The organism is Actinosynnema sp. NPDC023587 (genome assembly GCF_040640215.1).
Taxonomy (GTDB): domain Bacteria; phylum Actinomycetota; class Actinomycetes; order Mycobacteriales; family Pseudonocardiaceae; genus Actinosynnema.
Genome location: NZ_JBFABG010000008.1, coordinates 63,384 through 86,531 on the forward strand (window position 1 = coordinate 63,384; position 23,148 = coordinate 86,531).

Genomic DNA, 23,148 nt, shown 5'->3' on the forward strand with positions numbered 1-23,148 from the left:
TCACAGGTCACCGAATTCCGCGTCGAGGAGTTGGAAGACCTCGTCGGCCGTCGTGGCCGCCTCGATCTGCTCGCTGGTGCCGCGCTCGCCGTCGTCGGTGAGCGTGGCCAGCAGGGTGCGCAGCCGGCCGGCCACGCGCTGCCGCTCGCCCACCGCGGCGTCGGCCAGGAGTGCTTCGAGCCGGGTCAGCTCCTGCTCGGCGGTGGGGTGTTCGGCCGCGCCGCCCACCTCGTCGAGGAGGAGCTTGGCCACGGCGGCGGAGGTCGGGTGGTCGAAGACCAGCGTGGAGGGCAGCCGCACGCCGCTGGCCTTGGCCAGCCTGTTGCGCAGGTCCACCGCCGCCAGCGAGTCGAAGCCGAGGTCGCGGAACGCGCGCTCGGGTTCCACCGCGCCGGGCGAGGCGTGGCCGAGGACGGCCGCGACCTGGGTGCGCACCAGGTCCAGGGTGACGCTCTCCCACTGCTCGGCGGGCACCCCGGCCAACCGCTGGGCCAGCGACCCCGCCTGCTCGGCCCGGCGGGCCGGGGCGGGCACGAGGCCGCGCAGCAGCGCGGGCAGCGCGCCCGAGCGGGCCTGGACGCGCAGCGCGCCCAGGTCGAGGCGGACCGGCACCAGCAGGGCGGTGTCCGAAGTGGACGCCTGGTCGAACAGCTCCAGGCCCAGTTCCGTCGGCAGGGCACCGACGCCCATGCGCTCCAGGCGGGCCAGGTCGGTGTCGTCCAAGCCACCCGCCATGCCGCCCGCCTCGGCCCACAGCCCCCAGGCCAGCGAGGTCGCGGCGAGCCCTTCGGCACGTCGCCGGGCGGCGAGGGCGTCGAGGAACGCGTTCGCGGCGGCGTAGTTGCCCTGGCCGGGACTGCCGACCAGCGCCGCCACCGAGGAGAACACGATGAACGCAGCGAGGTCCTGACCGGCCGTCAACTCGTGCAGGTGCAGGGCCGCGTCCAACTTCGGCCGCAACACCCGGTCCAACCGCTCCGGGGTCAACGACTCGACCACACCGTCGTCCAACACACCAGCCGAATGCACCACCGCCGTGAGCGGACGACCAAGCGAACCGAGCAACCCCGCCACCTGGTCACGGTCGGCGACGTCACACGCCGCCACCCGGACCTGACTGCCCAGGCCCTCCAGCTCCGCGACCAACCCGGCCACGCCCTCGGCCGCCTCGCCCCGACGGCTGACCAACAGCAAGTGCTTCGCACCGTGCTGCCGGACCAAGTGCCGGGCGAACAACGCACCCAGACCACTCGTACCGCCGGTGACCAGAACCGTGCCTTCGGGGTCGAGAGACATCGGCCGCGTGTCAGCGGGTGCCGCCGAGGCGCGGGTCAGCCGAGGCGCGAACGCCTTGCCCTCACGCACCGCGAGCTGCGGCTCATCAGCCGACACCAACACCGACCAATCCGGCGCGGACCCATCCACATCAACCAGGACGAACCGACCCGGATGCTCGGACTGCGCACTACGCACCAAACCCCACACCGGGGACTGCACCAGATCCGGCGACTCACCACCGACCGCGATGGCCTCGCGCGTCACCACGACCAACCGGGCGTCGGTCAGCAGCTCGGCGGTCAACCACCGCTGGAGCAACGCCAAGGTCTGCCCGGTGACCGCCCGCGCGACCTCAGCACCCGTTCCCGTTGCCTCAACAACGGCCAACACCACGTCCGGCACCGAAGCGCCCTCCGCGACCGCCCGCTCCAACACGTCCAAATCGGCGAACCGCTCCGACACACCAGGCACCTCGCCCAGAGCCACCACCCGCACCGAACCAGCCGACACCCCCACCGGAGCCCAATCGACCTGGAACAGCGAGCCCGAACCGGTCCGCCGCGCACCCGCGAGCTGGGCCGGGTCGACCGGCCGGGTGACGAGCGATTCGACCGAGCCGACGACTTCACCGAGGTCACCGAGGACGTCGACGCGGAGCGCGGCGTCACCCGCCGACCCGATGCGGACCCGCACCGACGCGCGGCCCGCCCGCTCGACCCGCACACCCGACCACGAGAACGGCAGCAGCGCCGACGAACCGTCGCCGCCCAACCACCCGAGACCACCGTGCAGGGCGGCGTCGAACAGCGCCGGGTGAATCACGAACCCACCCGCCGACTCGGCGTACTCGTCCGGGAGGGCGACCTCGGCGTACACGTGCTCGCCGTCGCGCCACGCCTGCCGCACGCCCTGGAACGCGGGACCGTAGTCGTAGCCCGCTTCCGCCAGCCCGGCGTAGAGGGCGTCGACCGCGACCGGCTCGGCACCCGTGGGCGGCCACTGGCCGACGAGCGGCACCACCACCCCGGCCTCGCCGGTCAGCACGCCCCGCGCGTGGCAGATCGCCTCTCCTGCTCCGGAACGGGAGTAGACGGCGACCTCACGGCGACCGTCCTCGTCCGCCTCGCCCACCGTCACCTGCAACTGCCGCGCGCCGTCCTCGTCGAGGACCAGCGGCGCTTCGAGCACCAACTCGTCCACGACCGGGCTGCCGACGTGCGCGCCGGCGGCGAGGGCCAGTTCAACCAGGCCCGTGCCCGGCATGAGTACGGTCCCGAGGACCGCGTGGTCGCGAACCCAGGGCGCGTTGTCCAGCGAGACGCGCCCGGTGAGCACCCACTCGTCGCCGTCACCGACCTGCACCGCCCCGGCCAGCAGCGGGTGGTCCAGCCGCCCGAGACCGACCGCAACCGCGTCCCCGGACGCGGCACCGGACGCGAGCCAGTACCGGTCGCGCTGGAAGGCGTAGGTGGGCAGCTCGACGCGCTGTGCGCTGGCGGGAGCGTAGAAAGCCGCCCAGTCAACCGGGACGCCCGCGATGTGCGCCTGCCCCAGGAACCCGGCGAACGTCTCCGGCTCGGGCTGACGAGCCCGCATCGCCGAGGCGAACACAGCGTCATCACTGTCCACGGCCTGACGGGCCACCGCGGTCAACACCGCATCCGGCCCCAACTCCAAGAACCGCGTAACCCCTTCAGCCTGAAGCGTCCGAACCCCGTCGAAGAACCGCACCGCCTGACGGACGTGATCCACCCAATACCCAGGCTCGGTCAGCTCGGCAGTCACCAAACCACCGGTCAGGTTCGACACCACGGGAATGCGCGGCTGCTCGAACGTCAACCCTTCAGCGACCGCACGGAACTCCACCAACATCGCATCCATGCGATGCGAGTGGAAGGCATGACTCACCCGCAGGCGCGTGGTCTTACGGTCCTGCCACTGCGGCAACCACTCCTCCACCGCCTCAAGATCACCCGACACCACAACCGAACGCGGACCATTCACCGCCGCAATCGACAACCGGCCATGGAACGCCACCAACGAAGGAAGAACCTCCTCCTCCGTCGCCTGCACCGCCGCCATACCACCACCGACAGGAAGTGCACCCATCAAACGACCCCGAGCCACCACCAACGCGGACGCGTCAGCCAAAGACAACACACCCGCCACATGCGCCGCTGCGATCTCCCCCACCGAATGTCCAATCAGGACATCCGGCCGGACACCCAGCGACTCGACGAGCCGGTAGAGCGACACCTCAACGGCGAACAGAGCGGCCTGGGTGAACTCCGTCGAGTCCAGCAACCCAGCCTCGGGCGAACCCTCGGCCGCGAACAGCAACGCCTTCAACGACCGACCAAGCCGCGAATCGAGCTCCGCGCACACCTCGTCGAGCGCTTCGGCGAAGACCGGATACGCGGCAGCAAGCTCAGCGCCCATCCCGGCCCGCTGCGAACCCTGACCCGTGAACAACAACGCCGTCTTACCCGACACCGGACGACCACGAGTCGTCAGCGCCGCCAGACCCACCAACAACTCATCCCGATCCGACGCCACGACCACCGCACGCTCATCGAACTGGGTCCGCGTCGTCACAGAGGAAAAACCGATGTCCACCGGTTCCAGTTCGGGACGGGCGGCAAGGTGCTCGCGCAGCCGTTCGGCCTGCGCCTGGAGCGCCGACTCGTCCTTGGCCGAGAGCAGCACCGGCACCGGCCCGAAGGCGATGCGCTCGACCTGCTTCTCCTCCTGGCGGGGCGCTTCCTCGATGATGACGTGCGCGTTGGTACCACTGATGCCGAACGACGACACACCAGCCCGACGCGGCCGATCACGAGCAGGCCACTGCTCGGCCTCGGTCAACAACCGGACCTCGCCCGCATCCCAATCCACATGCGGCGACGGCTCATCCACATTCAACGACCTCGGCAACACACCATGACGCATCGCCTGCACCATCTTGATCACACCAGCCACACCAGCAGCCGCAGACGTATGACCAATATTCGACTTGATCGACCCCAGACGAAGCGGACCAGCCGAACGCTCCTGACCATAAGTCGCCAACAACGCCTGAGCCTCGATCGGATCACCCAACCGAGTACCCGTGCCGTGGCCCTCCACCGCGTCGACCTCGGCAGCACTCACCCCGGCGTTCGCCAACGCCTGGCGAATCACCCGCTCCTGCGAGGGACCGTTCGGCGCGGTCAAGCCATTGCTCGCACCGTCCTGGTTGATCGCACTACCCCGCACCACACCCAGGATGCGACGACCGTTGCGACGCGCGTCCGACAAACGCTCCAACACCAACAGACCCAGACCGTCAGAGAACCCGGTCCCATCCGCCCCAGCCGCATAGGACTTGCACCGGCCATCGGGAGCCAGGCCGCGCTGCCTGCTGAACTCTTGCAACAGGAACGGCCCGGCCATGATGGTCACCCCACCCACCAAAGCCAGCGAGCACTCACCACTGCGCAACGCCTGAGAAGCCATGTGCAAAGCCACCAACGACGACGAACACGCCGTGTCCACCGACACCGCCGGACCTTCCAACCCCAGCGTGTACGCCACGCGGCCCGAGGCCACGCTGGTCGTCGTGCCGGTCAAGCGGAAGCCCTCCAGCTCCGGCGGCATCGTGCCGCCGTAGTCCGACGCCACCACACCGCAGAACACGCCCGTGTCCGAACCCCGCAACGACGTCGGATCGAGGCCCGCATCCTCGAACGCCTCCCACGACGCCTCCAGCAACAACCGCTGCTGCGGGTCCATCGCCAACGCCTCACGCGGACTCACACCGAAGAACCCGGCGTCGAAGTCCGCCACACCCTCGACGAACCCGCCACCCGACGCATACACACTCCCGACCCGCTCAGGGTCCGGGTCGTACAACCGCTCCAGGTCCCAACCACGATCACCCGGCAACGGACCGACCGCATCACGACCCTCCGCCACCAACCGCCACAACTGCTCAGGCGAACTCACCCCACCGGGGTAGCGGCAGCTCATGCCCACGATCGCCAACGGCTCGTCCGCCTTGACGCGGCGCGCGACCGGCGCGGGCTTGCGCTCCTGCTCCGCGCCGCCCGCCTCGGTGACCAGGAGCCGGGTGACGGCCATCGGCGTCGGGTGGTCGAAGACCAGCGTCGACGGCAGCCGCACACCACTCGCCTGAGTCAGACGATTACGCAGCTCCACAGCGGCCAACGAATCAAACCCGAGCTCCTTGAACGCCCGCTCGGGATCGACAGCCGTGGACGACGGGTGCCCGAGCACGGCGGCGACCTGCGCCTGCACCAGCTCCAGCACCACGGGCAGCCGGTCACCCTCAGGCACGCCCGCGAGCCGCTGGGCCAGCGACCCGTCGGTCTGCACGCGGCGGGCCGCCGTGCGGACCAGGCCGCGCAGCAGCGCGGGCAGCAGGCCCGACCGGGCCTGCGCCCGCAGCGCGCCCAGGTCGAGCGCGACCGGCGCGAGCAGGGCCGCGTCGACCTGGTGGGCCGCGTCGAACAGTTCCAGGCCGCGTTCGGTGGCGAAGGACGCGATGCCCATCCGCGCCCAGCGCGCCACGCTCGCCTCATCCAGCGTGCCCGCCATGCTGCGCTCTTCGGCCCAGAGGCCCCAGGCGAGGGAACTCGCGGCGAGCCCTTCGGCCCTGCGCCGGGAGGCAAGGGCGTCCAGGAAGGCGTTCGCGGCGGCGTAGTTGCCCTGACCCGGACTGCCGACGAGAGCCGCCACCGACGAGAACAGCACGAACGCCGACAGGTTCTGCCCCGCCGTCAGCTCGTGCAGGTGCAGGGCGGCATCCAACTTCGGCCGCAGCACCCGGTCGAGCTGTTCGGCGGTCAAGGTTTCGATCACGCCGTCATCCAGCACCCCGGCCGCGTGCACCACGGCCGTGAGCGGACGTTCCAGCGAACCCAGCAGCCCGGCCACCTGGTCGCGGTCGGCGACGTCACAAGCCGCCACCCGCACTTCACTGCCGAGCTCTTCGAGGTCGGCGACGAGGTCAGCCGTTCCCTCGGCGTTCAGGCCACGGCGGCTGACCAGCAACAGGTGCCGCGCACCGTGCCGGGTCACCAGGTGCCGGGCGAACTGCGCACCCAGACCACCCGTGCCGCCGGTGATCAAGACCGTGCCCTCGGGGTCGAGAGGAGCCGGAACCGTGAGCACGACCTTGCCGGTGTTGCGGCCCTCGCGGAGCAGGCGGAACGCCTCCGCACCCCGCCGCACATCCCACGTCCGGATCGGCGAATGCGACAGCACACCCTGCTCGAACAGGCCCACGACCTCCAGCAGCATCTCCTGAATGCGCTCAGGACCCGCCTCGAACAAGTCATAGGACTGGTAGCGCACGCCCGGACGCGCAGCAGCAACCTCGTCCGCGTCCCGGACATCGGCCTTGCCCATCTCGACAAACCGACCACCACGCGGCAACAAATCCAACGACGCATCAACAAACTCACCGGCCAACGCGTCCAACACCACATCCACACCGGCACCGTCAGTCAAACCCAGGAACTTCTCCCGGAACCCCAAGTCACGCGACGACGCGATCCGCTCACCCGCCACACCCAACGCCCGCACCGCATCCCACTTCGGCGCACTCGCCGTCGCGAACACCTCAGCACCCAGATGACGCGCCAACTGCACCGCAGCCATACCCACACCACCAGCGGCGGCGTGCACCAACACACGCTCACCACGAGACAGATTGGCCAAATCCACCAACCCGTACAACGCCGTCAAATACACCACCGGAACCGCAGCAGCCTCAGCGAAGGAGAAACCCTCCGGCATCGACACGATCATCCGCCGGTCGGCCACCGCCACCGGGCCGAACGAGTCCAGCACCAGGCCCATCACCCGGTCACCGGGCTCAAGGTCCGCGACCTCGGCACCGACCTCCAGCACCACACCGGCAGCCTCACTGCCCAACGGCGCATCACCGGGGTAAAGACCCAGCGCGATCAACACATCACGGAAATTCAGACCCGCAGCCCGAACCCCCACCCGCACCTCACGAGTGCCCAACGGCCGATCACCATCGGAACCCACGATCGCCAGATCGTCCAGCGAACCCTTCCGCTCAATCGACAACCGCCACGCACCCACAGGCGGAACAACAGCCCGCACCAACCGAGGCACCAACACCCGGCCACCACGCACCGCCACCTGCGGCTCATCCAACCCCACCAACACAGACCACTCCGGCTCGGCACCGTCGAGATCGACGAGCAGCACCCGGCCCGGGTGTTCCGATTGCGCGCTGCGCACCAGACCCCACACGGGGGCCTGCGCGAGATCCGCGAGCTCATCGCCGACGGCGACCGCGTTGCGCGTCACCACCACAAGCCGTGCGTCGGCCGGGCGGGTTTCGGACAGCCACCGCCGCACCAGGTCCAGCGTGCGCGCGGCCACCGCGTGGGCGGTTTCGGCGACATCACCCGCCGGGGTCTCCACCGTCGCGATCACGATCCCGGACACCTCGGCCACCGCGTCCAAGTCCCAGTCGGGACCGAGGAGAGCGGTCTCCACCGCGTCCACCGCACCGGGCACGGTGACGGCGGTCCACTCGACCGCGTAGAGCGAGTCGGGACCCGACCCGCCGGCGACGGCGAGCTGGATCGGGTCGACGGGCCGCAGGGCGAGGCTGCCCACGCTCGCGACCGGCTGCCCGTGCTCGCCCGCGATGTCGATCCGCAGCGCGGAAGCACCCGTCCGGGAGATCCGCACCCGCACCCGTCCGACGCCCTGCCCGTCGAGCCGGACCCCGGTCCACGAGAAAGGCAGGTCCGCTGCGGCACCCGGCTCCTTGTCGAGCAGCGCGGCGTGCAGGGCGGCGTCGAACAGCGCCGGGTGAAGGCCGAATTTGCGGGCCGCGTCGGCGTGCTCGTCGGGTAGGGCGACCTCGGCGTAGACGTCGTCGCCGTCGCGCCACGCCGCGAGGAGTCCTTGAAAGACGGGGCCGTACTCGTAACCGATCTCGGCCAGGCGCGGGTAGAGCACGTCGACGTCCACCGGCTCGGCATCCGCCGGCGGCCACTGCGCGGGGAAGGGCACCGGGGTTTCGGAGTCCAGCGCCAGCCACCCGCGCGCGTGGCAGGTCGTCTCACGACCGCCGTCGACCGCACGGGAGTAGAGCGCCACCTCGCGGCGACCGTCGTCGTCGGCCGGGGTGACGGTGACCTGAATCTGTCTTGCACCGTCGCGGTCGAGCACCAGCGGCGCTTCGAGCACCAGCTCCTCGACCACCGGGCTGCCGACGTGCCGACCGGCCGCGAGCGCCAGCTCCACCAACGCGGTCCCGGGCACCAGCACCGTGCCCAGCACGACGTGGTCCCGCGTCCAAGGGGCGGTGTCCGTGGAGATGCGGCCGGTGAGGACCCACTCGTCCCGGTCGCCGACCTGCACGGCGGCGGCCAGCAGCGGGTGGTCCAGTCGCCCGAGACCGGAGGCTGCGGGGTCAGTGGACCAGGTACCGGGCGCGAGCCAGTAGCGCTCATGCTGGAAGGCGTAGGTCGGCAGCTCGACGCGCCGTGCCCCGGTGTGGGCGTAGAAGGCGTTCCAGTCGATCTCGACCCCGGCGATGTGCGCCTGCCCCAAGAACCCGGCAAAGGTCTCCGGCTCCGGCTGACGAGCCCGCATGGCCGAGGCGAACACGGCATCGTCACTGTCCACGGCCTGTCGGGCCATCGCGGTCAACACCGCATCCGGACCCAACTCCAAGAACCGCGTAACCCCTTCAGCGCGCAACGTCCGCACACCGTCGAAGAACCGCACCGCCTGCCGAACGTGATCCACCCAGTAACCGGGCTTCGTCAACTCGGCAGTCACCAGACCGCCGGTCAGGTTCGACACCACGGGAATGCGCGGCTGCTCGAACGTCAACCCTTCAGCGACCGCGCGGAACTCGGCCAACATCGCATCCATACGATGCGAGTGGAAGGCATGGCTCACTCGCAGGCGCGTGGTCTTGCGGTCGCTCCACTGCGGCAACCACCCCTCCACGGCGTCAAGATCACCCGACACCACCACCGAACGCGGACCGTTCACGGCAGCGATCGACAACCGGCCCTCGAACTCGACCAGAGAAGGAAGAACTTCCTCCTCCGTCGCCTGCACCGCCGCCATACCACCACCGGTCGGAAGTGCGCCCATCAGACGACCACGAGCCACCACCAACGCGGACGCATCGGCAAGAGACAACACCCCGGCGACATGCGCCGCCGCGATCTCACCCACCGAATGTCCAATCAGGACATCCGCACGGATGCCAAGTGACTCGACAAGCCGGTAAAGAGAAACCTCGACCGCGAACAACGCGGCCTGGGTGAATTCGGTCGAGTCCAGCAATCCAGCCTCGGGCGAACCCTCGGCCGCGAACAGCAACGCCTTCAACGACCGACCAAGCCGCGAATCGAGCTCCCCGCACACCTCGTCCAACGCCGCAGCAAACACCGGGTAGGCCGCAGCCAACCCCGCACCCATTCCGGCCCGCTGCGAACCCTGACCGGTGAACAACACCGCCGTCTTACCGGCAACAGGCCGACCACGAGTGGTCAGCGCCGCCAGACCCGCCAACAACTCGTCCCGACCCGACGCCACGACCACCGCACGCTCGTCGAGCTGGGCCCGCGTCGTCGCGGCCGAGAACGCGACGTCTACCAGGTTCAACTCGGGCTGAGCCACCAAGTACCCGTGCAGGCGGTCGGCCTGCGCCCTGAGCGCCGCCTCGCCCTTACCCGACACCAACACCGGCACGGGAATCGACACCGGAGCCGGAATGACGGCGGGAGCGTCCTCAACAGGCGCTTCCTCGATGATCATGTGCGCGTTGGTACCGCTGATGCCGAACGACGACACCGCAGCGCGTCGGGGCCGGTCACCGGCGGGCCATTCCTCGGCCTCGGTCAACAGCCTGATGTCACCGGCATCCCAGTCGATGTGCGGCGACGGCTCGTCCACGTTCAACGTCTTGGGCAGCACGCCGTGGCGTATCGCCTGCACCATCTTGATCACACCAGCCACACCCGCAGCCGCAGACGTATGACCGATGTTCGACTTGATCGACCCCAACCGCAACGGACCACCAGCCCGCTCACGCCCGTAAGTCGCCAGCAACGCCTGAGCCTCGATCGGATCACCCAACCGCGTACCGGTCCCGTGACCTTCCACCGCGTCCACGTCGGCCGGGCTCAAGCCCGCACTGGCCAACGCCTGGCGAATCACCCGCTCCTGCGACGGACCGTTCGGCGCGGTCAAACCGTTGCTCGCACCGTCCTGGTTGACCGCGCTGCCCCGCACCACGGCCAACACCTGGTGACCGTTGCGGCGCGCTTCGGACAAGCGTTCCAACACCAACAGACCCAGACCGTCCGAAAACCCGGTCCCGTTCGCGCCTGCCGCGTAGGACTTGCACCGACCATCCGGTGCCAGCCCGCGCTGCCTGCTGAACTCCAGCAACAGGAACGGCCCCGCCATGATGGTCACGCCACCGGCCAGCGCCAACGAGCACTCACCGTTGCGCAACGCCTGAGCTGCCAAGTGCAGTGCCACCAACGACGACGAACACGCCGTGTCCACCGACACCGCAGGCCCCTCCAACCCGAGGGTGTACGCGATCCGGCCGGACAGGACGCTGGACGTGGTGCCGGTCAGGCGGAAGCCCTCCAGCTCCGGCGGCATCGTGCCGCCGTAGTCGGAGCTGAGGCCACCGCAGAACACACCGGTGTTGGAGCCGCGCAGCGAGTTCGGGTCGATCCCGGCGTCCTCGAACGCCTCCCACGACGCCTCCAGCAACAACCGCTGCTGCGGGTCCATCGCCAGCGCCTCGCGCGGGCTGACGCCGAAGAACCCGGCGTCGAAGTCGGCCACGCCTTCGACAAACCCGCCACCCGACGCATACACACTCCCGACCCGCTCCGGGTCCGGGTCGTACAACCGCTCCAGGTCCCAACCACGATCACCCGGCAACGGACCGACCGCATCACGACCCTCGGCCACGAGTTGCCACAGTTGCTCAGGCGAACTCACCCCACCGGGGTAGCGGCAGCTCATGCCCACGATCGCCAACGGCTCGATGTCGCGTTGTTCGAGTTCGCGCACCCGGCGGTTGGCCGTGCGCAACTCGGTGGTCACCTTCCGCAGGTACGTGCGGAGCTTCTGCTCGTCGGTCGTCGAACCGCTGTCAGTGCCCTGGGTCATGCCGATCCGAGCTCCTTGTCGATCAGATCGAAGATGTCGTCGTCGGACACCGAGTCGAGGTCGTCGTCCACCTCGTCGTCCGCGTCGTGGTGCAGGCCCGCCGCCCCGGCGAGCACGGAGAGCAGTCGGTTGTTGAGGGCGCGCAGGCGTGGTTCGAACCGGGCGAGCTCCCGCTCGTCCGTCACCTGGGTCAGCAGCGCCTCGACCTTGCGCACCGCTTCCTCCAGCGGCGGAACTTCCTCCGCCGGCCCGCCGACCTCGGCGAGCAGGTACCGCCCGACCCCGACCGGGGTCGGGTGGTCGAACACCAGCGTGGACGGCAGCCGCAGTCCGCTGGTCTGGATCAGGCGGTTGCGCAGTTCGACACCGGCGAGCGAGTCGAAGCCGAGGGCCTTGAACGGCCTGCCGACGTCGATCGCCTCGGGCGAGGCGTGGCCGAGCACTGCGGCGACCTGCGCGCGCACCAGGTCGAGGACGACCCGCTCACGATCGGCTTCCGCAACGCCCACCAGCCGTTGGACCAGCGACCCTCCTGCGGACTCCGCGCGCCGGGCCGGGGCCTTGACCAGGCCGCGCAGCAACGCGGGCAGCAGGCCTGATCGGGCCTGGGCCCTCAGCACGCCCAGGTCGAGCAGGACCGGCACCTGGAACGGCGCGTCGACCCGGTGGGCCGCGTCGAACAGGTCCAGGCCGAGGTCGGTCGGCAGCGCCTTGATGCCCATCCGGGCCCACCGCGCCACACCGGCCTCGTCCAGCGTGCCCGCCATGCTGCGCTCCTCGGCCCACAGGCCCCACGCCAGCGAGGTGGCGGGCAGGCCGGCCGCGTGCCGCTTGGCCGCCAGCGCGTCGAGGAACGCGTTCGCCGCCGCGTAGTTGCCCTGACCGGGATTGCCGATCAACGCGGCGACCGAGGAGAACAGCACGAACGCCGACAGTTCTTGGTCTGCCGTGAGCTCGTGCAGGTGCAGGGCGGCATCCAGCTTGGGCCGCATGACCCGGTCGAAGTGCTGCGGGGTCAACGACTCCAGCAACCCGTCGTCCAGCACGCCCGCCGCGTGCACCACGGCCGTCAGCGGACGTTCCAACGAACCCAGCAGCCCGGCCACCTGGTCGCGGTCGGCGACGTCACAAGCCGCCACCCGCACTTCACTGCCCAGACCCTCCAACTCCGCGACCAGCTCGGGGACGCCCTCGGCGTTCGGGCCACGGCGGCTGACCAGCAACAGGTGCCGCGCACCGTGCCGGGTCACCAAATGCCGGGCGAACAACGCACCCAGACCACCCGTACCGCCGGTGATCAAAACCGTGCCCTCGGGGTCGACAGGAGCCGGAACCGTGAGAACGACCTTCCCGGTGTTGCGGCCCTCGCGCAGGAACCGGAACGCCTCCGCACCCCGCCGCACGTCCCACGTCCGGATCGGCGAGTGGCTCAGCACGCCCTGCTCGAACAGGCCCACGACCTCCAGCAGCATCTCCTGAATGCGCTCCGGACCCGCCTCGAACAAGTCATACGCCCGATAACGAACCCCCGGGTGCTCCCGCGCCACCACCTCCGGATCACGCAGATCCGCCTTGCCCATCTCGACAAACCGACCACCACGCGGCAACAAATCCAACGACGCATCAACAAACTCACCGGCCAACGCGTCCAACACCACGTCCACACCGGCACCACCGGTCAACCCCAGGAACTTCTCCCGGAACCCCACATCACGCGACGACGCGATCCGCTCACCCGCCACACCCAATGCCCGCACCGCATCCCACTTCGGCGCACTCGCCGTCGCGAACACCTCAGCACCCAAATAACGCGCCAACTGCACCGCAGCCATACCCACACCACCCGCAGCCGCATGCACCAACACACGCTCACCACGAGACAGCTTGGCCAAATCCACCAACCCGTAGTAGGCGGTGAGGAACACGAGCGGCACCGATGCCGCTTCCGCGAAGGACCACCCGTCGGGCATTGGCACGACCATCCGCCGGTCGGTGACCGCCGTGTTGCCGAAGGAGTCGGGCACCAAGCCCATGACCCGGTCGCCCACGGCCAGGCCGGTCACGTCGGCACCGACCTCCAGCACGACACCCGCAGCCTCACTGCCCAGCGGTGCCTCGCCCGGGTAGGTCCCGAGGGCGATCAGGACGTCACGGAAGTTCAAGCCCGCAGCGCGAACCCCCACCCGTACCTCGCCCACACCCAACGGCCGACCACCATCGGAACCCACAATCGCCAGATCGTCCAGCGAACCCTTCCGCTCAATCGACAACCGCCACGCACCCACAGGCGGAACAACAGTCCGCACCAACCGAGGCACCAACACCCGGCCACCACGCACCGCCACCTGCGGCTCGTCCAACCCCACCAAGGCGGGCCAGTCCGGCACCGAGTCGTCCACATCAACCAACACCAACCGGCCCGGATGCTCCGACTGCGCCGTACGCACCAAACCCCACACCGGAGACTGCACCAAATCCGGAGACTCCACCCCCACCGCCACCGCACGCCGCGTCACCACCACAAGACGCGCGTCGACCCAGCGGTCATCGGCCAGCCAGCGGCGCAGCAGCCCCAACGCGTCGGCGGTGGCGCTGCGAGCGCCCTGGGCCACGTCGTTCTCCGCGACGGTCGGAATCGGGGCGACGACGACGTCCGGCAGCTCGGCGGTCCCGTCGGCCAGCGCCGACTCCAGGTCGTCGAGGTCGGCGTACTCCGCGCCCAGCACCGCCACGCGGCCCGGCGCGTCTGCCCCGGTGTCGGTGACCTCGGTCCAGTCGACCTCGTAGAGCGAGGTGGGACCGGACTGCCCGGCCCCGGCGAGCCGCGCCTGGTCCACGGGGCGGAACGCCAGCAGCTCAACGCCCGCCACCGGTTCGCCGTGCTCCCCGGCGAGGTCGACGCGCAACCCGGAGTCGCCCGCCGACCCGATGCGGACCCGTGCCGAGGTGCGCCCGGTCTCCCGGAGCCACACCCTGGACCACGAGAACGGGAGCTGGGTCGTGGAGGTGTCACCGCCCGCCACGCGGTCGAGACCTGCGTGCAGGGCTGCGTCGAACAGTGCCGGGTGGATGCCGAAGCCCGCGCCGCCATCCTGTTCCGGCAGCACGAGTTCCGCGTAGACGTGCTCGTCGTCCCGCCAGGCCGCCCGCACCCCTTGGAACAGCGGGCCGTAGTCGTAACCCGCCTCGGCCAGCCCGGCGTAGAGGGCGTCGACCGCGACCGGCCGGGCGTCGGCGGGCGGCCACACCGCCGGGAAGGGCGCGAACGGCACCGCCTCGGCGACCAGCGCACCCCGCGCGTGGCAGGTCGTGTCCTGCCCGTCCCCGGCTTCGGAACGCGAGTAGAGCGCCACCTCGCGGCGACCGTCCTCGCCCGCCTCCCCCACGGTGATCTGGAGGCCGACCGACCCCGTCCCGGGCAGGAGCAGCGGTGCTTCGAGCACCAGCTCCTCGACCACCGCACTGCCGACGTGCCGACCGGCCGCGAGCACCAGCTCCACCAGCGCGGTCCCGGGCACGAGTGCCGTGCCCAGCACGACGTGATCGCGGACCCACGGCACCGCATCCGACGACACCCGGCCGGTGAACACCCACTCGTCCCGGTCCGCGATCCGCACCGCAGCCGCCAGCAACGGGTGGTCGACCCGTCCCAGGCCCGCCGCGACGGGGTCACCCGCGTCGCCGCCGGAGGAGATCCAGTAGCGCTCGCGCTGGAAGGCGTAGGTGGGCAGCGCGACGCGTTGTGCGCCGGTCGTGGCGTAGAAGGCGTTCCAGTCGATCCCGACGCCGGCGATGTGGGCCTGCCCCAGGAAACCCGCGAAGGTCTCCGCTTCCGGCTGGCGCGCGCGCATGGTGGAGGCGAACACCGCCTCGTCGCTGTCCACGGTCTGCCGCGCGAGGGCGGTCAGCACCGCGTCCGGACCCAGCTCCAGGAACCTGGTCACGCCCTCGGCGCGCAGAGTCCGCACACCGTCGAGGAACCGCACCGCCTGGCGGACGTGATCGACCCAGTAGCCGGGCTCGGTCAGCTCGGTGGTCACCAGACCACCGGTCAGGTTCGACACCACGGGAATGCGGGGCTGCGCGAACGTCAACCCTTCGGCCACCGCGTGGAACTCGGCCAGCATCGGGTCCATGCGGTGGGAGTGGAACGCATGGCTGACCCGGAGAAGCGTGGTCTTGCGGTCACTCCACTGCGGCAACCACTCCTCCACCGCGTCCACGTCGCCGGACACCACCACCGAGCGCGGACCGTTGACCGCCGCGATCGACAACTGGTCCTCGAAGCCGATCAGGGAGGGCAGAACCTCTTCCTCGGTCGCCTGCACCGCCGCCATACCGCCACCGGCGGGCAACGCGCCCATCAGACGACCCCGGGCCACCACCAACGTGGACGCATCGGCCAAGGACAGCACACCCGCGACGTGCGCTGCCGCGATCTCACCGACCGAGTGTCCAATCAGGACATCCGGACGAACACCCAACGACTCGACGAGCCGGTAGAGCGACACCTCAACAGCGAACAACGCGGCCTGCGTGAATTCGGTCGAGTCCAGCAACGCGGCCTCGGGCGAGCCCTCGGCCGCGAACAACACCGCCTTCAACGACCGACCAAGCCGCGAGTCGAGCTCCGCGCAGACCTCGTCGAGCGCTTCGGCGAAGACCGGGTAGGCCGCAGCCAACCCGGCACCCATCCCGGCCCGCTGCGAACCCTGACCGGTGAACAACACCGCCGTCTTGCCCGGCGTCGGCCTGCCCCGCGTTGTGAGCGCGTCCAGCCCGGCCAGCAGCTCTTCCCGGTCCGATGCCACGACCACCGCGCGCTCGTCGAGCTGGGCCCGCGTCGTCGCGGCCGAGAACGCGACGTCTACCAGGTTCAGCCCGGGTCGCGCGGCCAAGTGGTCGCGCAGCCGGTCGGCCTGCGCCCGGAGTGCCGCTTCCCCCTTGCCCGACACGAGAACGGGCACCGGTCCCGCGTAGGAACCCTCGGGCCGCACCTGCTTCTCACGCGGTGCCTCTTCGATGATGACGTGCGCGTTGGTGCCGCTGATGCCGAACGACGACACACCGGCCCGGCGCGGCCGATCACCAGCAGGCCACTGCTCGGCCTCGGTCAACAGCCTGACCTCACCGGAGGACCAGTCGACCCGAGGCGAGGGCTCGTCGACGTTCAACGTCCTGGGCAGCACGCCGTGGCGCATCGCCTGCACCATCTTGATCACACCGGCCACACCAGCAGCCGCAGACGTGTGACCGATGTTCGACTTGATCGACCCCAGTCGCAACGGACCGGCCGAGCGCTCCTGGCCATAGGTCGCCAACAACGCCTGCGCCTCAATGGGATCACCGAGCTTGGTGCCCGTGCCATGACCCTCCACCGCGTCGACCTCGGCAGCACTCAGACCCGCGCTCGCCAACGCCTGCCGGATCACCCGCTCCTGTGACGGACCGTTCGGCGCGGTCAAACCGTTGCTCGCACCGTCCTGGTTGACCGCACTGCCCCGCAGCAACCCGAGGATCTGACGGCCGTTGCGACGCGCGTCCGACAACCGCTCCAGGACGACCAGGCCCAACCCGTCCGAGAACCCGGTTCCGTCCGCCCCGGCCGCGTAGGACTTGCACCGGCCGTCCGGCGACAACCCGCGCTGCCTGCTGAACTCCACCAGCAGGAACGGTCCGGCCATGACAGTCACGCCACCGGCCAGCGCCAACGAGCACTCACCGTTGCGCAGCGCCTGGGCGGCCATGTGCAGAGCGACCAGCGACGAGGAGCACGCCGTGTCCACCGTGACCGCAGGCCCCTCCAACCCGAGGGTGTACGCGATCCGGCCCGAGACGACGCTGGGGGTCGTGCCGGTCAGCCGGAAGCCCTCCAGCTCCGGCGGCATCGTGCCGCCGTAGTCGCCCAACGACATGACGCCGCAGAACACGCCGGTGTCCGTGCCGCGCAACGACGTCGGGTCCATCCCCGCGTCCTCCAGCGCCTCCCACGACGCCTCCAGCACCAACCGCTGCTGGGGGTGGGTGGCCAGCGCCTCGCGCGGGCTGATCCCGAAGAACCCGGCGTCGAAGTCGCCGGGGTTGTCGAGGTAGCCGCCGCCACGGGTGGACAGCGTGCCCGTCCGCTCCGGGTCGGGGTCGGTCAGGCGCTCCAGGTCCCAGCCGCGATCCTCGGGCAACCCGGAGATCGCGTCACGCCCCTCGGCGACGAGTCGCCACAGCTCCTCCGGCGACGTGACCCCGCCCGGGTAGCGGCAGCTCATGCCCACGATCGCCAGCGGCTCGTCCGATGCGGCGGGCCGCGCCCGGGTCGACGTGGCTGCCGCGCGCCGGCCGGTGCCGTCGACCCGGGAGAGCAGCAGGCGGGCGACGGCCGCCGGGGTCGGGTGGTCGAAGACCAGGGTGTCGGGCAGCGTGATCCCGGCGACCTCGGCCAACCGGCCGCGCAGCTCGACGCCGGCGAGCGAGTCGAAGCCGAGTTCCCGGAACGCCCGGTCAGGGTCGACGGCGGTGCCCGAAGCGTGCCCCAGCACCGCCGCGACCTGAGCCTGGACGACGTCGAGCACGACGCGCTCGCGATCGTCCTCGGGCACGCCCGCCAGCGTGCGGGCCAGCGATCCGCCCGCTTCGCGGCGCACCTGCTTCGACACCGGCCCGCGCAGCACGGCGGGGGCCTGCTCGTCGAGCGCGTCCCGGTCCAGCCGCACCGGGACCAGCAGCGCTTCGTCCGAGCGCAGCGCCTCGTCCAGCAGTGCCAGGGCGGACGCGGTGGGCAGCGGCCGGACGCCCATCCGCGCCCAGCGCGCCAGGCCGATCTCGTCCAGCGCTCCCACCATTCCGCGCTCGTCGGCCCAGAGGCCCCAGGCCAGCGAGGTCGCGGGCAGCCCGGCCGCCCGGCGGTGCGCCGCCAGCGCGTCCAGGAACGCGTTCGCGGCGGCGTAGTTGCCCTGACCCGGGCTGCCGACCACAGCGGCCACCGACGAGAACAGCACGAAGGCCGACAGGTCCAAGCCCGCCGTCAACTCGTGCAGGTACAGCGCACCGTCCACCTTGGGCCGCAGCACCCGATCCACCTGCTCGGGCGTCAACGACTCGACCACACCGTCGTCGAGGACACCGGCGGCGTGCACCACGGCGGTCAGCGGGCGCTCGATCGAGTCCAGCAGAGCGGCCACCTGGTCGCGGTCGGCGACGTCGCACGCCACCACCCGCACCCCGCTGCCGAGGTCTTCCAGTCCGGGAGCCTCGCCACGGCGGCTAGCAAGCACGAGGTGCTTGACTCCGTGCCGCCGCACGAGGTGGCGGGCCACCGACACGCCCAGCGCGCCGCTGCCACCGGTGATCAGCACCGTGCCGTCGGGGTCCAGCGACGGCACCTCGGACGGCACGGTCCGCCCGACCGGGGCGAGCCGGGGCACCAACACCCGGCCACCACGCACCGCCACCTGCGGCTCGTCCAACCCCACCAACGCAGACCAGTCCGGCGCGGAGTCGTCCACATCAACCAACACCAACCGGCCCGGATGCTCCGACTGCGCAGCGCGCACCAAACCCCACACCGGAGACTGCACCAAATCCGGAGACTCCACCCCCACCGCAACCGCACGCCGCGTCACCACCACAAGACGCACGTCGGCCGTCCGCGCACTGGCCAGCCACCGCCGCACCAGGTCGAGCACGGTCGTGGTGACCGCTCGCGCGGATTCCGCCACGCCACCGGACACGCGCGGGACCTCGACGAGCACGGCATCCGGAGCCGGAACACCATCGGCCAGCGCCCGCTCCAGCGCTGCCAGGTCGGCGTAGTGGTCTCCCGGGACGTCGAGGTCGCCGAGAACGGCGACCCTCGCCGGCACCGCAGCGTCGGGGGCCGTCGTCCAGTCCACCCGGAACAGCGCACCGCGCTCCTCGGCGGGGCGGTCGGCGGCACCGACGGGGTGTGACGGGAGCCAGTGGCGTTCGCGCTGGAAGGCGTACGTCGGCAGCGGCACGCGTCGGGCACCGAGAGGGCGGTAGAAGGCGTCCCAGTCGATCTCGACGCCGGCGTTGTGCGCCTGACCCAGGAAGCAGGCGAAGACCCTCGCCTCGGACTGACCCGCCCGCATGGCCGAGGCGAACACCGCGTGCTCGCCGTCGAGGACCTGCCGCGCCAGGGCGGTCAACACCGCGTCCGGCCCCAACTCCAGGAACCTGGTCACGCCCTCGGCGCGCAACGTCCGCACACCGTCGAAGAACCGCACCGCTCGGCGGACGTGATCGACCCAGTAGCCAGGCTTCGTCAGCTCGGCGGTCACCAGACCACCGGTCAGGTTCGACACGACCGGGATACGCGGCTGCTCGAACCTGAGTCCTGCGGCTACCGCACGGAACTCGGCCAACATCGGGTCCATGCGGTGGGAGTGGAAGGCGTGGCTCACCCGAAGACGGGTGAACTTGCGGTCTTGCCAGTGCGGCAACCACTCCTCCACCGCGTCCACGTCACCCGACACCACCACCGAACGCGGACCGTTCACCGCCGCGATCGACAACCGACCCTCGAACTTGGCCAGAGAGGGGAGAACTTCCTCCTCCGTCGCCTGCACCGCCGCCATGCCGCCACCGGCGGGCAACGCGCCCATCAGACGACCTCGGGCGACGACCAGCGCGCTCGCGTCAGCAAGAGACAGCACCCCGGCGACGTGCGCCGCCGCGATCTCACCGACCGAGTGTCCAATCAGGACATCCGGCCGGACACCCAGCGACTCGACGAGCCGGTAGAGCGACACCTCGACGGCGAACAGAGCGGCCTGGGTGAACTCCGTGGAGTCCAGCAATCCAGCCTCGGGCGAGCCCTCGGCCGCGAACAGCAACGCCTTCAACGACCGACCAAGCCGCGAATCAAGCTCCGCGCACACCTCGTCCAACGCTCGGGCGAACACCGGGTAGGCAGCAGCCAACTCCGCACCCATCCCGGCCCGCTGCGAACCCTGACCAGTGAACAACACCGCCGTCTTACCCGACACCGGACGACCACGAGTCGTGAATGCGGTCAGACCGGCCAGCAGTTCCCGGCGGTCCGTGGCGACGACGGCCGTCCGATCGGTGAACCGGGCGCGCGTGGTCGCGAGGGAGAACCCGAGGTCGGCCACTCCCAGCTCCGGCCGGGCCACCAGGTGCTCGCGCAGGCGTTCGGCCTGCGCCAGGAGGGCCGCCTCGCCCTTGCCCGACACCAGCACCGGCACCGGCACCGCGAGCGGCTCGGCGGCGACGGGCTCGGGCGCGGCGGGTGCGGCGGTGAGGAGGACGTGGCAGCACGTGCCGCCGATACCCAGCGAGGTCACCCCCGCCGTGACCGGCTGCTCGGCGGCGGGCCACGCCTCGGCGGCGGTGGCGACGCGCAGGCGCAGCTCGTCCAGGGGGATGTCCGGGTGGGGACGGGCGAAGTGGAGGCTCGGCACGAGTTCGCGCCGGTCGACGCACAGCGCCGCCTTGATCAGGCCCGCGATCCCGGCCGCGCCTTCGAGGTGGCCGATGTTGGTCTTGACCGAGCCCACCGCGAGCGGGGTGGTGCGCGACCGCCCGTAGGCGGTGCCGAGCGCCTCGGCCTCGACGGGGTCGCCGACCCGGGTGCCGGTGCCGTGGAGCTCGACGTACTGCACCGCGTCCGGGGCGATCCCGGCCCGGTCCAGGGCCTCGGCGATGGTGCGGGACTGGGCGGTGGCGCTCGGCACGGTGAGGCCGCCGTCGCCGGTGCCGGTGCTGACGGCGCTGCCCTCGATGACCGCGTAGACGTGGTCGCCGTCGGCGATGGCCCGGTCCAGCGCCTTGAGGACGACGACGCCGCCGCCCTCGCCGCGCACGTAGCCGTTCGCCCGCTCGTCGAAGACGTGGCACTTGCCGTCCGGCGAGAGCGCGCCCGCCGCCTCGACGACGGGGGTGCTCAGGGGTGAGACGTTGAGGTGGACACCGCCCGCCAGCGCGATGTCGGACTCGCCGTTGCGCAGGCTCTCGCACGCGAGGTGGACCGCGACCAGCGAGGACGACTGCCCGGTGTCGACGGTCATGCTCGGGCCGCCCAGGCCCAGCGCGCGGGAGACCCGGTTGGCGACCATCGCGCGGCCGAGGCCGGTGAGGGTGTGGCGGGTGACGGAGCCGGACATCGCGACGAGGTCGGCGTAGTCGGCGGCCATGACGCCCAGGTAGACGCCGACCCGCCCGGTGGCGTCGCGCGCGACGACGCCCGCGTCCTCGAAGCCCTGCCACGCCAGTTCGAGGGCGAGCCGCTGCTGGGGGTCGGTCTCGGCGGCCTCCCTCGGGGGCAGGGCGAAGAAGCCGGCGTCGAACTCGTCCACGCCGTCGACGAACCCGCCGCGCTCCGGGCCGACCGCGCGGTCGGCGGCGCGGTCCCGGGTCGCGTCGACCCCGTCCCGCAGCACGCGCCAGAACTCCTCCGGCCCCGAAGCGCCCGGCAGGCGGCACGCGATTCCCACGATGGCGATCCGCTGCCTGTCCGAGCGCGCTGCGGTACCCCTCATGTCGTCCCCTCATGAAGGCGTTGGTCAATTCCCCGCCGGTGGCTCGACGGGGTGCGGTGGTGATGGGCATGTCGACGATCAGTCATGTCGTGTGGCTCTGATTCCGCGCGGACCCGACCCGGACGTGAATAGTTTTCACTCTCCGGCCGTCGACTCAGCACCTGCGCCCCGCGACCACCGGCACGAGCCGGTGCCGCGAACCACAGCTTTTCCCGGTCAAAACACGGCGCGACCTGATCCCCCTCGGAAGCAAACAACAAACAGCAGAGACACCCCGCGCACGCGTACGGCAACCACCGAGCGATGTCACGGATTTTTCGGCGGCACGGCGGTGTGCGGTGCGGGGACCGTACCTGGGAATCATGCGCGACCGACAGAAAACGACAAAACCAACTGGCGAGAAACGGCCAAATGGACGCGTCCGTACACGCCGATGGCCCCCTTTGCTGCGCCAAAGGGGCCAGTGGACCTCACGGAGCGTGCCCGCCATGTACGGCCAGACGAGTGAGGCACAGCCGAAGACCAAGCGGCGTGGCTTCGCGGGCCAGGGGTGCCACCCCCGCCGTGGTCAGCAAGTTCTCACCGCACGCCACCCGCGAGCCCTTGCGTGACGGCCGCCACCACGGGCGCGGGCCGACCAGCCCGGGGCCGGACGGGTGGTGAACAAGACGACGGCGTGCCGCAAACCGTGCTCGCGCCGTGAGTCGAGGCTCTTCACCGAGGCGCGCCGGCCAACATAATCGAAAGCGGTGATTGCCAAAGCGAGAACTGGTTCTGAAATGTTTTAGGTCTGGTTTTTCCCCGCCGAGGCGCAGCCCTGCCCGGCGCGACGCGGAGTTAAGTCTCCACTGAAATCACTATACGTATCGCATAACGTTCCACCTGCTCAGCCCGCCATGACCGAGGACTTCACTTCGGCCGGGAGGCCCCGCGCCGCCATGTGAGACGCTAAACCTTCGCCTGACCCGACGCCGACCAACTTTTCGACGTCTCGTGGACGCGGTATCGTAGCGGACCTGTTGATGGCGGGTTGCGCGACGCCGAAACATTCGTCCGGAACGTGTCCGGCAAGGGTGTTTTCCGCAGTTCGGAGATGTCCGGAACACGGCTGCCCCGGGATCACCGCCACCCCCGTCCGCTCCCCCTCGGTATC

Annotated in this window: 2 protein-coding genes; both read right to left on the reverse strand. The window is 70.5% G+C overall.

Annotated features, from left to right (window positions below):
* Nucleotides 1-11,481: an SDR family NAD(P)-dependent oxidoreductase gene (locus tag AB0G01_RS21760; RefSeq protein WP_360948215.1), complete on the reverse strand. Its 11,481-nt coding sequence runs from the start codon at nt 11,479-11,481 to the stop codon at nt 1-3.
* Nucleotides 11,478-21,995, reverse strand: coding sequence for an SDR family NAD(P)-dependent oxidoreductase (locus AB0G01_RS21765; RefSeq protein ID WP_360948217.1), 10,518 nt, complete (start codon nt 21,993-21,995; stop codon nt 11,478-11,480). Before AB0G01_RS21765 ends, AB0G01_RS21760 begins: the two co-directional genes overlap by 4 nt.
* Between the last annotated feature and the right edge of the window lie 1,153 nt (nt 21,996-23,148).